This window comes from Streptomyces tuirus (assembly GCF_014701095.1).
Taxonomy (GTDB): domain Bacteria; phylum Actinomycetota; class Actinomycetes; order Streptomycetales; family Streptomycetaceae; genus Streptomyces; species Streptomyces tuirus.
Window position 1 is genome coordinate 380,455 of the sequence record NZ_AP023439.1, and the last position, 15,062, is coordinate 395,516.

At 69.8% G+C, this 15,062-nt stretch carries 16 protein-coding genes; 9 read left to right on the plus strand and 7 right to left on the minus strand.

Translation table 11 applies throughout. The features are described from left to right. Nucleotides 1-21: 21 nt before the first annotated feature. Nucleotides 22-207 (minus strand): hypothetical protein, encoded by a 186-nt coding sequence (locus IGS69_RS01825; RefSeq protein ID WP_190896289.1) that lies wholly within the window; start codon nt 205-207, stop codon nt 22-24. A 151-nt stretch (nt 208-358) separates the two neighbouring features. Beyond that, complete coding sequence (locus IGS69_RS01830) at nt 359-1,519, minus strand: ROK family transcriptional regulator (protein ID WP_190896291.1); 1,161 nt, start codon at nt 1,517-1,519, stop codon at nt 359-361. 171 nt (nt 1,520-1,690) lie between these two features. Here IGS69_RS01830 and IGS69_RS01835 point away from each other — a divergent pair, with 171 nt between their 5' ends. Genes IGS69_RS01835 through IGS69_RS01850 form a run of 4 tightly spaced genes read left to right on the plus strand, consistent with a single transcriptional unit; the run spans nt 1,691 to nt 6,184 of the window. Beyond that, nucleotides 1,691-2,656: a carbohydrate ABC transporter permease gene (locus tag IGS69_RS01835; RefSeq protein WP_190896293.1), complete on the plus strand. Its 966-nt coding sequence runs from the start codon at nt 1,691-1,693 to the stop codon at nt 2,654-2,656. A gap of 16 nt (nt 2,657-2,672) precedes the next feature. Continuing rightward, on the plus strand, nt 2,673-3,596 hold the full coding sequence (locus IGS69_RS01840; RefSeq protein WP_190896295.1) for a carbohydrate ABC transporter permease: 924 nt from the start codon (nt 2,673-2,675) through the stop codon (nt 3,594-3,596). Nucleotides 3,597-3,606: 10 nt separating this feature from the next. Then, nucleotides 3,607-4,956 (plus strand): ABC transporter substrate-binding protein, encoded by a 1,350-nt coding sequence (locus tag IGS69_RS01845; RefSeq protein WP_190896297.1) that lies wholly within the window; start codon nt 3,607-3,609, stop codon nt 4,954-4,956. Nucleotides 4,957-4,984: 28 nt separating this feature from the next. Next, entirely contained in the window at nt 4,985-6,184 is a 1,200-nt protein-coding gene (locus IGS69_RS01850) for a Gfo/Idh/MocA family protein (protein ID WP_190896298.1), read from the plus strand. A gap of 32 nt (nt 6,185-6,216) precedes the next feature. On the opposite strand, the gene IGS69_RS01855 is transcribed toward IGS69_RS01850, so the two are convergent. Continuing rightward, on the minus strand, nt 6,217-6,912 hold the full coding sequence (locus IGS69_RS01855; RefSeq protein ID WP_190896300.1) for a L,D-transpeptidase family protein: 696 nt from the start codon (nt 6,910-6,912) through the stop codon (nt 6,217-6,219). A 240-nt stretch (nt 6,913-7,152) separates the two neighbouring features. On the opposite strand from IGS69_RS01855, the gene IGS69_RS01860 reads away from it, so the two are divergent. The 4 genes from IGS69_RS01860 (at nt 7,153) to IGS69_RS01875 (ending at nt 9,964) form a co-directional block, all read left to right on the plus strand. Further along, nucleotides 7,153-8,286 (plus strand): glycosyltransferase, encoded by a 1,134-nt coding sequence (locus IGS69_RS01860; protein WP_190896302.1) that lies wholly within the window; start codon nt 7,153-7,155, stop codon nt 8,284-8,286. 73 nt (nt 8,287-8,359) lie between these two features. After that, entirely contained in the window at nt 8,360-8,533 is a 174-nt protein-coding gene (locus tag IGS69_RS01865; RefSeq protein WP_190896304.1) for a hypothetical protein, read from the plus strand. 57 nt (nt 8,534-8,590) lie between these two features. Continuing rightward, entirely contained in the window at nt 8,591-9,214 is a 624-nt protein-coding gene (locus IGS69_RS01870; protein WP_190896306.1) for a class E sortase, read from the plus strand. A gap of 33 nt (nt 9,215-9,247) precedes the next feature. Then, on the plus strand, nt 9,248-9,964 hold the full coding sequence (locus IGS69_RS01875) for a TetR/AcrR family transcriptional regulator (protein WP_190896308.1): 717 nt from the start codon (nt 9,248-9,250) through the stop codon (nt 9,962-9,964). 21 nt (nt 9,965-9,985) lie between these two features. Here IGS69_RS01875 and IGS69_RS01880 read toward each other — a convergent pair whose 3' ends face one another. From IGS69_RS01880 to IGS69_RS01890, 3 genes are all read right to left on the minus strand, one after another. Further along, nucleotides 9,986-10,900 (minus strand): SDR family oxidoreductase, encoded by a 915-nt coding sequence (locus IGS69_RS01880; RefSeq protein WP_190896310.1) that lies wholly within the window; start codon nt 10,898-10,900, stop codon nt 9,986-9,988. A 90-nt stretch (nt 10,901-10,990) separates the two neighbouring features. Further along, nucleotides 10,991-11,620: an MBL fold metallo-hydrolase gene (locus IGS69_RS01885; RefSeq protein WP_190896312.1), complete on the minus strand. Its 630-nt coding sequence runs from the start codon at nt 11,618-11,620 to the stop codon at nt 10,991-10,993. Further along, entirely contained in the window at nt 11,620-12,708 is a 1,089-nt protein-coding gene (locus tag IGS69_RS01890; RefSeq protein ID WP_190896314.1) for an S-(hydroxymethyl)mycothiol dehydrogenase, read from the minus strand. The genes IGS69_RS01885 and IGS69_RS01890 overlap by 1 nt, the downstream gene beginning before the upstream one ends. A 162-nt stretch (nt 12,709-12,870) precedes the next feature. On the opposite strand from IGS69_RS01890, the gene IGS69_RS01895 reads away from it, so the two are divergent. Further along, nucleotides 12,871-14,625: an ABC transporter ATP-binding protein gene (locus IGS69_RS01895; protein ID WP_190896316.1), complete on the plus strand. Its 1,755-nt coding sequence runs from the start codon at nt 12,871-12,873 to the stop codon at nt 14,623-14,625. A gap of 57 nt (nt 14,626-14,682) precedes the next feature. On the opposite strand, the gene IGS69_RS01900 is transcribed toward IGS69_RS01895, so the two are convergent. Next, nucleotides 14,683-14,970 carry a hypothetical protein gene (locus IGS69_RS01900; protein WP_190896317.1) on the minus strand — a complete coding sequence of 96 codons (288 nt, stop codon included), beginning with the start codon at nt 14,968-14,970 and terminating at the stop codon, nt 14,683-14,685. Between the last annotated feature and the right edge of the window lie 92 nt (nt 14,971-15,062).

The window sequence follows — 15,062 nt, forward strand, 5'->3', positions numbered from 1 at the left end:
GTCGGTGGGCCGGGACGAAGGTCAGGCCGCGGGCGCCGACTGGGGGGCCGCGGTGGCCCACTCCAGGACGAGCCGCTGGTATACCTCACGCTGCTCGACGCTCAGTGTCCCGCCCGACCGGCGCCACAACGCGCGGATCTCCTCGTTGACCTCGTCAGCCGATCGCTCGGATGATGATTCAACAGTGGTGGACATGCTGTGAAGCATACGTCGCCACACGTGAAGGTGATGTGAGTAATGATGAACTAAACGGTCATTTCGGACAGTGTCACTGATCACGTCCATCTCCCGGTAAACGTGAGGCTGTTCACATCAGCCACCTGCGAGTACCTTTCGCCGCCCGCAAGTTCGCCGACGTTCACGCTTCGGCCGACCCCAGCACCAGCACCTTGATGGCCAACACGGCCGCGCCACGGGCCCAGTCGTGGAAGTCGGACACCTTCGTCTCCAGGGCGACCGGGGCGGCCAGCGGGTGCCGCAGATCACGCACCGTCTCCTCGACGGTCTTGCCGGCCACGTCCATCAGCCCCACCCCCTCCCCCGCGAGCAGGATCTTCTGCGGCATGACGAAGTTGGAGATCTGCGCGACGAGCGTCCCCAGGGCACGTGCCGCCTCGTCGACGACCCGGGCAGGCATCGGGTCCCCCGCGGCGGCCAGGGCCAGGATCTCCTCGTAGCCGCGGTCGATGCCGGTGGCGGCCCGGATCTGGTAGCGGATGCTGGGGATGGTCAGCAGCGAGACGGCGCTGCCGCGCCTGCCGTCCGGGGTGAGCGGCCCGTTGGAGTCGACGATCCAGTGCCTGCCGAATCCGCGGTCCTCCTCCGCGAAGGGCACCCGCTTGCCGCCCAGGACGAGCCCGTAGCCGATCCCGGCACCGATGGTGAGGACGACGAAGCGGTCCAGGCCCCGTCCGGCGCCGAACCACGTCTCGGCCTCCACCAGGGCGGCGACGTCGTTCTCGACGACGACCGGCAGCCCGGTGCGCTCCTCGACGAGGTCGGCCAGGGGGACGTCCCGCCACAGCAGGAAGGGGGACTCCCCGACCACGGCGCGGTCCTGGACGAAGCCGCCGACCCCGATGCCGATCCCGGCGAGGCGGGGGTGCCCCTTGGCGAGTTGGACCGTCATCTCGGCCAGCACGTCGGCGACTTCGGCCGGGTCGTGGGTGGTGAGCGGGCGGTCGTGGCGGGCGACGACATGGCTCCGCAGCGTGGTGACGACGCCGTAGACCGTGTCCTCGGTGATCTTGAAGCCGAGGAAGAAGCCCGAGTCGGCGACGACGTCCAGCGGCTGGGAGGGGCGGCCCTGGCGCGTCTGCGCGGGCGCTCCCGCCTCGGGCACCTCGACCAGCAGGCCCGACTCGATCAGGGGCTTGGTCAGCCGGGTGAGGCTGCCGGCCGACAGGCCCAGCCTGCGGGCGAGTTCGGTGCGCGACAGGGGGCCGTGGACGAGCACTTCGATCGCCACGGAGCGCTCGCCCGCGCTCAGCGGCAGCCAGCCGGCGGTGCCGTCGGTCATGACGGTCCGACTCCCCTCAGTCATTTCTTTCGCACTGAAACCAACATGACCACTCTAGGTCGATGAGGGTTCTTGGGAAAAGATGTTTGCACGCCTCTTGACGCAGTAATTGTTTCGCACCAAAAGTAAGTGCCGCCAGAGGACGAGCCGCCGCAGCGAGGGAGTCTCCCGATGACCATCGCCTCCAGCAGTCCTCCTTCACGTCTGCCCACGGGCGGCGCGGCGGAGGCCCGCAGCAGGACCTGGACGGAGCAGGGGGTGTCCGGCGAGGACCGGGGGGACGGCCGGCTGGCCTCGCTGTTCATCGGGCCGGCCCTGCTCGGTTTCCTGGTCTTCCTGCTCTGGCCGACGCTCCGGGGCATCTATCTGAGCTTCACCCGCTTCAACCTGCTGACGCCGGCGGAGTGGGTGGGCCTGGACAACTACGTCCGCATGGTCAACGACCCCATCTTCTGGGACTCCCTGTGGGTCACCGTCGAGTACGTCTTCATCAACATCGGCGTCCAGACGGTCGCCGCGCTCGCCACCGCCGTCCTGCTCCAGCGACTGACCCGGTCGGCGATGCTGCGCGGGATCGTGCTGACGCCGTATCTGATGTCGAACGTCGTCGCCGGTCTGGTCTGGCTGTGGATCCTCGACACCCAGCTCGGCATCGGCAACCAGATCATCAGCGGCCTCGGTGTGGACCGCATCCCGTTCCTCGCCGACGAGACCTGGGCGATCCCGACGATCGCGCTCATCAACGTGTGGCGGCACGTGGGGTACACCGCCCTGCTGCTGTTCGCCGGTCTGCAGGCCATCCCGAACGACATGTACGAGGCGGCCCGGGTGGACGGCGCGAGCGAGTGGCGGATGTTCTGGCGGATCACCATGCCGCTGCTGCGGCCGGTGCTCGCGGTCGTGCTGATCATGACGGTGATCGGGTCGTTCCAGGTCTTCGACACCGTCGCCGTGACCACCGCGGGCGGCCCGGCGAACGCGACCAACGTCCTGCAGTACTACATCTACGGCTCGGCGTTCGGCCGCTTCCAGTTCGGCTACGCCTCGGCCATGTCCGTCGCCCTGCTGGTCGTGCTGAGCGCGATCACCGTCCTGCAGTACCGGCTCACCCGGGCCGGCCGGACCGACCTCGGCTGAGAAGGGAGACACCGCCATGACCACCGTGACGACGACACCGCCGACGACCCTGCGGCCGGTCCGGCGCAGGTTCCCCTTCGGGCGGGCCGCCGCCTGGACCGTGATGGGACTGATCGTCCTCATCACCCTGCTGCCGTTCTACTGGATCCTGCGCACCGCGCTGTCCACCAACGCGGGTCTGAACGCCGACCCGGCCAACCCGCTGCCGGCCGGCCTGACGACCAGCGGCTTCGAACGCGCCCTCGGACTGCAGTCGGCCGAGGAGGCCGTCGCACAGGGCGGCGCGGGCGGCGGACTGGACTTCTGGCGCTACCTGCTCAATTCGGTGCTGGTCTCGACCCTGATCACCGGCTGTCAGATCTTCTTCAGCGCGATGGCCGCCTACGCCTTCTCGCGGCTGCGCTGGCGGGGCCGTGACAAGGTGTTCGGGCTGTTCCTGGCCGGGATGATGGTGCCGGCCATCTTCACCCTGCTGCCGAACTTCGTGCTGATCAAGCAACTGCACCTGATCGACACGCTTCTCGGCATCGCGCTGCCCACCATGTTCATGACGCCGTTCGCGGTGTTCTTCCTGCGGCAGTTCTTCATGAACATCCCCAAGGAGGTCGAGGAGGCCGCGCTGCTCGACGGCGCCGGGAAGGTCAAGATCTTCTTCCGGGTGGTGCTGCCGATGGCGTCCACGCCGATCATCACCCTCGGCGTGCTGACGTACATCACCTCCTGGAACGACTACTTCTGGCCGCTGATGGTCTCCTACAGCGACAGCTCACGCGTGCTGACCGTGGCGCTCGCGGTCTTCCGGGCGCAGACCCCGCAGACCGGCGTCGACTGGTCCGGGCTCATGGCCGCCACGCTGATCGCCGCGCTGCCGATGCTGGTGCTGTTCGCCTGCTTCGCCCGCCGCATCGTCAGCTCCATCGGCTTCACCGGGATCAAGTAAGGGGACTGTGATGCGAATTCGATTCCGTCCGCTCATCGCGGCGACCGGAGCGCTGGCGCTGTCCCTGGTCAGCGGGTGCGCGCAGTCGGGCGCCGCCGGTTCCTCCGCCCACACGGTCACGTACTGGCTGTGGGACGCCAACCAGCTGCCCGCCTACCAGGAGTGCGCGAAGGGGTTCGAGAAGGAGAACCCCGGGCTGAAGGTGAAGATCACGCAGTTGGGCTGGAGCGACTACTGGACCAAGCTCACCGCCGGGTTCATCGCGGGTACCGCGCCGGACGTCTTCACCGACCACATCCAGAACTTCGGCCAGTTCGCCGACCTGAAGGTCCTCGAACCGCTCGACGACCTCGGTATCGAGGACTCCGACTACCAGCCGGGCCTCGCCGCCAACTGGGTCGGCCAGGACGGCCACCGCTACGGCGCTCCGAAGGACTGGGACACCGTCGCGCTGTTCTACAACCAGAAGATGACCGAGGACGCCGGTCTCACCGCCGAGCAGCTGAACGACCTCTCCTGGAACCCGAAGGACGGCGGCACCTTCGAGAAGGCCATCGCCCGCCTCACCGTCGACAGGAGCGGCAAGCGGGGCGACGAGGCGGGCTTCGACAAGGACAACGTCAAGGTCTACGGGATGGCCACGGGCGGCGGCGGCTTCGGCGACGGCCAGACGCAGTGGAGCCCCTTCACCGGCTCGGCCGGGTGGAACTACCTGAACAAGCCGCGCTGGGGCACGAAGTACCAGTACGACAGCAAGACCTTCCAGTCGGTCGTCACGTGGTACTTCGGCCTGGCGAAGAAGGGCTACATGCCGCCCCTGTCGGACTACAACATCCAGTCCAACCAGCAGAACACCCAGATCGCGGCGGGCAGGGCGGCCACCGCGTTCGACGGGGCCTGGATGCTCTCCACCTACGCCGGCTTCAAGGGCAAGGACATCAGGACCGCCGTGACGCCGACCGGCCCGGCCGGCAAGCGCGCCACGATGATGAACGGCCTCGCCGACTCCATCACCAAGGCCTCCAAGAACAAGGCGGGCGCCCGCAAATGGGTCGCCTACCTGGCCTCGGACCGCTGCCAGAGCGTCGTCGGCAAGTCCGGGGTCGTCTTCCCCGCCACCCCGGCCGGGACGGCGGCGGCCGTCGCCGCGTACCGGAAGAAGGGCATCGACGTCTCGGCGTTCACCGAGCCCGTGGCCGACAAGAAGCGCTTCCGGACCTTCTCCTATCCGATCGCCAGCTACTCGGCGGACATGACGGCGCTGATGGCGCCCGCGATGGAGGACATCTACGGCAACGGCAAGCCCGTGAGCAGCCTCGACCAGACCAATGAACAGATCAACCTGATCCTCTCGCAGTGATCTCCCACCAGTGAAGGGCACGCCTCACATGACGTTCTCCATCGGCATCGTCGGCGCCGGACAGTTCTCGGGCCAGTTCGCCACCCTGTTCCAGGCCCACCCCGGCGTCGGCGACGTCCACGTCACCGACCTGCTGCCCGAGCGGGCCGCACAACTCGCCTCTTCCCAGGGGCTTGCGGGCACCTTCCCGTCCTACCAGGCCATGCTGGAGTCGGAGGACGTCGACGCCGTCGCGATCTTCACCCAGCGCTGGACGCACGGGCCGCTGGTGCTCCAGGGCCTGAACGCCGGCAAGCACGTGTACTCCGCCGTCCCCATGGCCATCAGCACGGAGGAGATCGCGGCGATCATCGACGCGGTCAAGGCCACCGGGCTGACCTACATGATGGGCGAGACCAGCGAGTACAACCCGGCCACGGTCCATGCCCGCAATCAGATCGCCGAGGGCGCCTTCGGTCGGCTCTTCTACGCCGAGGGCGACTACGTCCACGACATGGATCTGGGGTTCTACGAGGCCTACCAGTACAGCGGCGGCGAGAACTGGAAGGCGACCGCCAGCTATCCCCCGCTGCTGTACCCGACGCACGCGGTCGGCGGGGTGCTGGGTGCCTGGAAGACCCACGCGGTGAGCGTGTCGGCGATCGGTGTCGTGGACGACCGGGGCGACGGTGTCTTCGACAAGGACGTCAGCCAGTTCGGCAACGACGTCTCCAACGCCACCGCGCTGTTCGAGGTGGCGGGCGGCGGCTCGTTCCGTACGAACGAGTTCCGGCGGGTCGGCTACCCCTCGCACATACGGGAGTCGCGGTTCCGCTTCTTCGGCACCGAGGCGAGCATGGAGCAGCTCGCCACGGTCGCCCTCTGGCAGGACAAGAAGGGGGTGCGCGACATCAGCGAACTGCTGGAGCCCAAGCCCACCATGGCGCCCGACGACCCGTCACTCCAGCACATCGCGCCGGAACTGCGGGCCGCCTTCACCTCCGGGTCGGCGCCCGTGCACGACCGCGCACGGCTGCCGAGGGAGTTCGACCATCTCCACAACGGCCACGAGGGCAGCCACCACTTCCTGGTCGACGACTTCGTGACCGCCGTCAACGCCCGCACGCTGCCGTCGGTGAACGCGTGGGTGGCCGCCCGCTACACCCTGCCGGGCATCATCGCGCACGAGTCGGCGCGGCAGGGCGGGGTCAGGCTGGAGATCCCGGACTTCGGGGACGCGCCCCAGTAGGGGAGACCGCGGGACGCGAGCCGGGTGCCCGGTCAGGTGCCCGGCTTGCGGCCGTAGACGAAGACGTCGTCGCCCTTCTTCAGCAGCGACCAGTACTTCTTGGCGTCGGTCTTCGTCATGTTGGTGCAGCCGTGCGAGCCGGGCGGGTTCCACATGCTGACGCCGACCGAGTGAAAGGCCTGGCCGCCGTCGAAGAACTGCGCGTAGGGCATCGGCACGTCGTAGATGGACGACACGTGGTCGATGTTGCGCCAGTAGATCTTCTTCAGGCCGGTGCGGGTCTCGTACCCGTCGCGGCCGGTACGGACCGGGACGGGGCCGTAGACGAGCTTCTTGCCGTCCTGGATCCAGCTGAGCTGGAGCGTCAGGTTCACACAGGCGATGCGGCCCTTGTTCACCGGGCACTTGCCGTCCTTGTTGGGGGTCTTCCCGACGGCCTTCTGCTTCTGCATCAGGTCCATCACGCCCCAGGTGACGGAGCCGGCGTAGCCGATGTTCGGGGTGATGCCGTGCTTGGTCTGGAAGGCCTTGATGGCCTTGCAGTCGGCGGCGGACTGCTTGCCGTCGACCGGGCGGCCGAGGAACTTCTCCACCTTCTTCTGGTGCGGGCCGGCCTGCGTGGTGCAGCTCGCCGCCTGGGCCGGTGCGGCCCCGAGCGCGAGCGTGAGCGGTGCCACCAGACCGGTGATCCCCAGTGCGACGGCGCTCCGTCTGCGTACGTCCCCCATGGCTGGTCCTGCCCTTTCGCGAAAGCGGTTCGGTGATCTCTGCCAGCTAGACGGACGGAGACCGCTTCCGGTTGTGCGGCAGGCCGTGCTGGGACGGAACAGTGACATTCCTCATGGACCGCCCGAGGCCACGCGAAGGTAGTGGACAGGCGAAACCTATGCCGTAAGTTGCGTATATAGGTTTACAACGTAAGATTACAGACATGAGACAGCAGTTCATCCAGTTGCACGGAGCACGTGATGATCGAGACGCTCTCACCGACAGCATCGGATCGCCGTCCGCGGTGTGACGCGGCGGCCGTCTCGGCGCCCCAGTCGCCTCGGGTGATCGTGCTCGTGCCCGCCTACAGGGAGGTGGATTCGCTCCCCCACGTGCTGGAGGCCCTGCGGGGGCAGACCCGTCCCGCGGACCGGGTCGTCGTGACGCTCGATCCGCACCCGGACAGTGGTCGGACCGCGGAGCTGGAACGCCTCGCCCACACGGCCGGGGCCGAGGTCTGGCATTCGGTCGGCAACCGGCACAAGAAGGCCGGCAACCTGAACGGAGCGCTGGGCAGACTGCTGCCGGACGTCTCCGACCAGGACGCGATCCTCGTCCAGGACGCCGACACCTATCTGGATCCCCACTTCATCGAGGTGACCCTCAGGAAGATGGGCCAGGGGTACGGCGCCGTGGGCGGCAACTTCCGCGGTCGCTCCGGCGGCAAACTGTGCGGGGCGTTCCAGCGCAACGAATTCGCCCGGTACGCCCGGGACACGGCACGGAAAAGGGGCAAGGTGCTGTGCCTGACCGGCACCGCGTGCCTTTTCCGGGCCGGAGCCCTCAAAGAGGTCCTCCAGGCGCGGGCATCGGGGCGGCTTCCCGCGGCCGACGGCGTCTACGACACGAAGGCGCTGACCGAGGACAACGAACTCACGCTCGCCCTGAAGCATCTCGACCACCGCATCGTCGCCCCGACGCGGGCCACCATGACCACGGAGGTCATGGCGACCTGGCGGGCCCTGGCCAAGCAGCGGCTCCGCTGGAAGCGCGGCGCGCTGGAGAACCTGATTGACTACGGCCTCACCCGCTACACGACGGAAGGCTGGGCCCGCCAGCTCGTGGCCTTCCTTGGAGTCTCCGTGTCGACGGCCTACGTCGTGTCCGTCTTCTACTTCCTCGCCGTCGGTTCCGGGCTGCGGATCGCTCCGTTCTGGATCGCCTTCACGGCGTTCTACGCCATCGAGCGGGCGGTCACCGTGAAGTCGCGCGGCTGGCGTGTGTCGGTCGCCTCGATGCTGGTCCTGCCGGAGTGGTTCTACGACCTGTTCCTCCAGGGCGTCCACATCCGCGCGCTCGCGGACACGGCCCTGCGAAGGGACCGCACGTGGTGACACCCGAACGACTCACCCGAAGACACATACGACAGCTCACTCAAGGAAATTCGCGCGGAGAAGGGAAAGGATCATGGCGAACTATGTAGGTGCCGGCACCACGGCCGGTGGAACCACCGGGGCGGGGCTGCTGCCGGTCACCGGGGGCCCGGGGAGTGTCTGGTTCTGGATCGTCGTCTTCGTTCTGGTCTCGGCGGGCTGCGCCGCACTGCGGCTGATCCCGCGCAAGATCGAGGACGACGCCTGACAAGGTCGCCGAGGCGGGGCCACGGAGGTGGCCCCACCGCACCGCAGGAGGTCGGGAATGCGCAGGGTGATGATCCTTCTGGGCGTCGGCCTGATTCTCGCCGGCCTGACCTTGGGCGGCCTCAGAATCTTCCACGACCGGCAGGCGGACGACGCCTACGCGCAAACGCAGCAGTCGCTGCGCAAGGAGCTTCGGCAGTCGGCCGCACCACCGCAGAAGACTCGCCAGGAGAAGCCCGATCCGCGCCCCGGAGACGCCTTCGCCGTGCTGCGCGTTCCCCGGTTCGGCGGGGATTTCGCCCCGGTGATCGTCGAGGGCGTGTCGCAGGCGGCCCTCGCGAAGGGCCCCGGGCACTTCCCCGGGACGGCGCTGCCGGGCGAACCGGGCAACTTCGCGGTCGCGGGTCATCGCACGGGGTGGGGACAGCCCTTCAACAAGCTCCCGCAGCTGAAGAAGGGCGACACGATCGACATCGAGTGGAAGCGGACCACCTACACCTACCGGGTCACCCACAGCAAGGTCGTGGAGCCCTCCGACGTCGGTGTCCTCCTTCCCGTCCCCGGCCAGCCGGGGGCCCGGCCCGACAAGGCCCGGATCACCCTCATCACCTGCACGGACCGCGGCTGGGACGGCACGTACGTCCACCGGTTCGTCGTGTGGGGCGAACTCGACAGGCCATGACGGCCAGAGGCATCTCCGCGGAGGAGGCAGGTGATGGTGAACGGCGCGGGGCCGGGCGCCGACGAGGACGGACGCCACGGCAGGCTCAGCCGCGAGCGGGTCCTCGCCGCGGCTCTGGACCTGGTCGATCGCGAAGGCCTCGCGGCACTGACCATGCGCCGGCTGGGTGCCGAGCTCGGTGTGGAGGCCATGTCCCTCTACCGCTACGCACCGGGCAAAACCGCGCTGCTGGACGGCGTGGTGGAAGCCCTGTTCCTGCGGTTGGAGGAGCAGCTCGCGGCGGCACCCGCCCCGGAAGCGGCCGCCGCAAGCACCGAGTGGCGGGCCGAACTGCACCGCATCGCCCGGATCACCTACCAGGTCTGCCTCGACCACCCGGAGGGGGCACCGCTGATCTTCACCCGCTTCACCGAGGTACCGCTGGCGCGCAGGGCGCCGGCGGTCCTCAGGGATCATGAACGCGTACTCGGCGTCCTCTGGGACGCCGGTTTCGACGAGAGGCGTTCCGCTCCGGTGCTGCGCGCCTTCACCGCCTGGGTCCTCGGGTACGTGTCCGTGGAGCTGCGCGCCATGGTGGACAACCCCAGGGAGCCGGACCCCGCGTTCCGGCTCGGGCTGTACCGCATGCCGTCGGACGAACTCCCGCGGCTCCGTGCGACGGCCCCCGCCCTCGCCCGGCGGGGTGGGACGGAAGGGCTGGCGGCGGGGCTGGACGCGTTGCTGGACCGGTTCGTCGAGAGGGGGCTGTGAGGTCCCGCCGGCCCGTGCGTGTCACCGGTATCCGGTGACGTCCGCGGGCTTCCCCGCGTCCTGCACCTCCACGAGGTAGCGCCAGGCGTCCGGGCGGCTGCCGTCGACGTCGGTGAAGCCGTACACCTGGGCGAGGCCGCCGCTGGACAGCGACTGCCCGTTCCAGCGCGCCACGTCCGCGTCGGCGGCGAGTGCGGCCACGGCCCGGCCCACGTAGTGCGGGGTCTCCGAGATCGCGAAGTGGGGAACGCGCTCCAGGGCGTCGCGCCAGTTGTCCTCCCGTACCCCGAAGCCGTCCAGCATCAGCTCCGAGCGCAGCCAGCCGGGGGTGAGGGCGACGGCGGTGGCGCCGCGCGGGCCGAGTTCGTGGCCGAGGGCGAAGGCCATGCGCAGCACGGAGGCCTTGGCGAGGTCGTAGAAGAAGTTCACGCGGTAGTTCTCGGCGTTGTATTCGGCGGTGCCGTCGGTGACCTCGACGACCAGGCCGCCCGGGTTGCGCAGCAGCAGGGGCAGGGCGTGGTGGCTGGTGACGGCGTGTGTCTCGACGGCGAGCCTCAGCAGGCGCAGGCCGTTGTCGAGGTCGTGCTCCCAGAGGGTGGCGTCCCACTCGAAGAGCTTCTCGCCGCCCCAGATGTCGTTGACCAGGACGTCGAGCCGGCCCTGTTCGTCGGCGATCCGGTCCACGAGGGCCCGGACCTGCGCCGGGTCGAGATGGTCGGTGGGGACGGCGATGCCGTGGCCGCCGGCGGCGGTGACCAGGTCGGCGGTGTCCTCGATGGTCTCGGGCCGGTCGTACTCCGAGCGGCGGGCGCGAGTGCTGCGGCCGGTGACGTAGACGGTGGCGCCGGCCGCGCCGAGTTCCACGGCGATCCCCCGGCCCGCGCCCCGGGTCGCCCCGGCGACCAGTGCGACCTTGTCCTGCAACGGAGCTGACATGTCCGACCTCCCGTGACCGTGGCTGCGTGTCGTCTCCAGGGTCACGGGTAAGCCGGACATCTTCTGTCGCCTTTTACCGGCGACACGCGGTCAGTGGCCCCGGGTGATCCATTCCTGGAGGTGCGGGGCCTCGGCGCCGATGGTCGTGGAGTCGCCGTGGCCGGTGTGGACCGTAGTCTCGGGCGGCAGGGTCAGCAGCCGGTCGCGGATCGATTCGATGATCGTCGGGAAGTGCGAGAAGGACCGGCCGGTGGCGCCGGGGCCGCCCTGGAAGAGGGTGTCGCCGGTGAAGACGGTGCCCAGTCCCGGGTCGTAGAGGCAGACGGCACCAGGCGCGTGTCCCGGAGTGTGCAGGACCCTGAGGTCGGCGCCGCCGGCCTCGATGGTCTGGCCGTCGACCAGCCAGGCGTCCGGCTCGCGGTCCGGGTGGGTCTGCTTCCACAGCGGCAGGTCGTCGTGGTGCAGCCAGATGGTGGCGCCGGTGCGCTCGGCGAGGGCGGGGGCGGCGTCGATGTGATCGTTGTGGGCGTGCGTGCACACGATGGCGGTGAGCCGGCGGTCGCCGACGGCCTCGGCGATGGCGTCGGCGTCGTGGGCGGCGTCGATGACGATCGCCTCGTGGTCGTCACCGACGATCCACACGTTGTTGTCGACGTCCCAGGTGCCGCCGTCGAGGCTGAACTGCCCGGAGGTGACAAGGTGTTCGATGCGGGTCGTCATCACAGCACCACCACCGAGCGCAGCACGTCGCCGTGGTGCATCCGCTCGAACGCCTTCTCCACCTCGTCGAGCCCGATCGTCTCCGTGACGAACGCGCCGAGGTCCAGGCGCCCCTGCAGATGCAGGTCGATCAGCATGGGGAAGTCGCGGGAGGGCAGGCAGTCGCCGTACCAGCTGGACTTGAGGGATCCGCCGCGGCCGAAGACGTCGAGCAGCGGCAGTTCGAGCTTCATCTCGGGTGTGGGGACGCCGACGAGGACGACCGTGCCGGCGAGGTCGCGGGCGTAGAAGGCCTGCTTGTACGTCTCGGGGCGGCCGACGGCCTCGATGACGACGTCGGCGCCGAAGCCGCCGGTGAGTTCGCGGATCGCCTCTACGGGATCGTTCTCACGCGAGTTGACGGTGTGGGTGGCGCCCATGGAGCGGGCGGTCTCCAGCTTGCGGTCGTCGATGTCGACGGCGATGATCGTCGCCGCTCCGGCCAGCTGCGATCCGGCGATGGCCGCGTCGCCCACCCCGCCGCAGCCGATGACGGCGACCGAGTCGCCGAGGCCGACGTTCCCGGTGTTGATCGCGGCGCCGATGCCGGCCATCACACCGCAGCCCAGCAGCCCGGCCACCTCCGGGGCCACGCGCGGGTCGACCTTGGTGCACTGTCCGGCCGCGACCAGCGTCTTCTCCGCGAAGGCGCCGATACCCAGGGCCGGGGACAGCTCCTGGCCGGTCGAGGCGAGGGTCATCTTCTGCTGCGCGTTGTGGGTGTCGAAGCAGTACCAGGGCCGCCCGCGCCGACAGGCACGGCACTTCCCGCACACCGCACGCCAGTTGAGGATCACGAAGTCACCGGGCTCGACGTCGGTGACGCCCGGGCCGACCGCCTCGACCACGCCCGCCGCCTCGTGGCCGAGCAGGAACGGGAACTCGTCGTTGATGCCGCCCTGCTTGTAGTGCAGGTCGGTGTGGCACACCCCGCAGGCCTGCACCTGCACCACGGCCTCGCCCGGGCCGGGGTCGGGCACCACGACCGTCTCGATCCGCACCGGCTCGTCCTTGCCGGGGGCGATCACGCCGCGTACTTCCTGGGCCATGCTGCTGACTCCTTCGTCGGCCGGGGTCCGTTCCCTTCCGACCCTACGCGCCACTGATCGGTAAAGGGCGCGGATCGGCCGGCCTGTTCCGCTCGAAAAGGGCAGGCCTGGCGGGTCGGCGGCGACATAGCCTGAACGCTCCGCCGACGCCGAGGGAGCGCCGTGAGCATCGCAGAGACCGAGACCGCCGCACCCCCGTGGCGGCAGCTCCTCGGATACGTACGGCCGCACCGCTGGTCCCTGTTCGCCGGTGCGCTGCTCTCGCTGGTCACCGGGGCGACCGGGCTGCTGCTGCCGCTGGTGGCGCGGGGCCTGATCGACGACCTGTCGCACGACCGGGCCGTCACGGGCACGCTGCTGGCGATGTCGGCCCTGGTCGTGGCCAACGCGGCGGTGGGCGCGCTGGGTTCGTACGTGCTGACGCGGACCGCCGAGTCGGTGGTGCTCGGCGCGCGGCGTGCCCTGTCGTCGTATCTGCTGCGGCTGCGGATCACGGCCGTGGACCGCAGCGAACCCGGGGACCTGATGGCCCGCATCACCTCCGACACCACACTGCTGCGCGCGGTCACCACCGACTCGCTGGTGGGCCTCGGCACGGGCGGGCTGACGCTCGTCGCCACGGTGGTGATGATGGGCCTGGTGGACGCCGTGCTGCTGGGCGTCACCCTGGCCGTGATCCTGGGCGCGGGCGTGGTTCTCGGGCTGATCGTGCCGCGCATCAACCAGGCGAGCCGGCAGGCGCAGGACGCGGTCGGGGTCATGGGTGCCTCGCTGGAGCGGATCCTCGGCGCCCTGCGCACGGTGAAGGCGTCCGGCGCGGAGCACCGGGAGGAGCGGACGCTGCACGAGGCGGCGCAGGAGTCGTGGCGGCAGAGCGTGCGGGCCGCCAAGTGGTCGGCCGCCGCGGGCAATACGGCGGGGCTCGCCATGCAGATCGCCTTCATCACGGTGCTCGCCGTGGGCGGCGCTCGGGTCGCGACCGGCGCGGTGGACGTGGGCACACTGGTGGCGTTCCTGCTGTACGTCTTCTATCTGATGTCGCCGATACAGCAGGTCGTCGGCGCCGTCACCCAGTACCAGACGGGCGCCGCGGCCCTCACCCGCATCGAGGAGGCCCTGCGCCTGCCCGCCGAACCGGCCGCCGGGGCCGCCCCGCTGCCCTCCCCCGGCGCCGAGCCCGCCGCTCTGGCCTTCGACGACGTCCGCTTCCGCTACGCCGACGACCTGCCCCACGTTCACCACGGAGTGACCTTCACCGTGCCCGCGCGGGGCATGACGGCGTTCGTCGGCCCGTCCGGCGCCGGGAAGACGACGGTCTTCTCGCTGATCGAGCGGTTCTACGATCCCGAGTCCGGCGTGATCACGCTGGACGGGCGGGACCTGAACGACTGGGAGCTGCCCCGGCTGCGCGCCGCGATCGGCTATGTGGAGCAGGACGCGCCGGTCCTGTCGGGCTCCCTGCGGGACAACCTGCTGCTGGGCAATCCGGAGGCGGACGAGGACGCCCTCGCGCGGGTGCTCAAGACGACCCGGCTGGACGGTCTGGTCTCCCGGCTGCCCGGCGGCCTCGACACGCTCGTGGGGCACCGCGGCACCAAGCTGTCCGGCGGTGAGCGGCAGCGCGTCGCGATCGCCCGCGCGCTGCTGCGCCGCCCCCGGCTGCTGCTGCTCGACGAGGCGACCTCGCAGCTGGACGCGGTGAACGAGGCGGCGCTGCGCGACACCGTCGCGGACGTGGCCCGCACGGCCACGGTGCTCGTCGTGGCGCACCGGCTGTCGACGGTGACGATGGCCGACCGGATCGTGGTGATGGACGCGGGCCGGGTCAGGGCCGTCGGCACGCACCGTGAGCTCGTGACGGCCGATCCGCTCTACGCGGAGCTGGCGGCGACGCAGTTCCTGGCCACCGCGGACTGAAGTCCGCGTACGCGTGAGGGCCGCCCGGAACCGGGCGGCCCTCGGCGTGCGCCGCGGTCAGCGGATGTTCGGGACGAAGCCGAAGAGCGGGGAGACCAGACCGACGACCTGGTTCAGCTGGTCGAGGTCGTTGAGACGGTTGAGCCCGGCCAGCTGCGTGGAGGGCCGCGGGATCTCGTCCTTGTGCGCGGCGGGGATGTCGCTCACGGTCAGCGAGTCGAGGGCGGCCATCGGGCTGAGCGGGCTCTTCGCTTCCGCGTCGGCCGCGTTCGCCATCGGCGCGGCGAGGCCGGTGACCCCAGCGGCGAGACCAACGGCGGCGACGATACGTCGTGTTGAGATCATGCCTGGCGCAACGCGAACGGGTCCCCGGCGGACACGGGCGGGCGGTGCCGCTCACCCGTCAGGCCCAGTGTTCCGGTTGCGCTTGCCGAGCC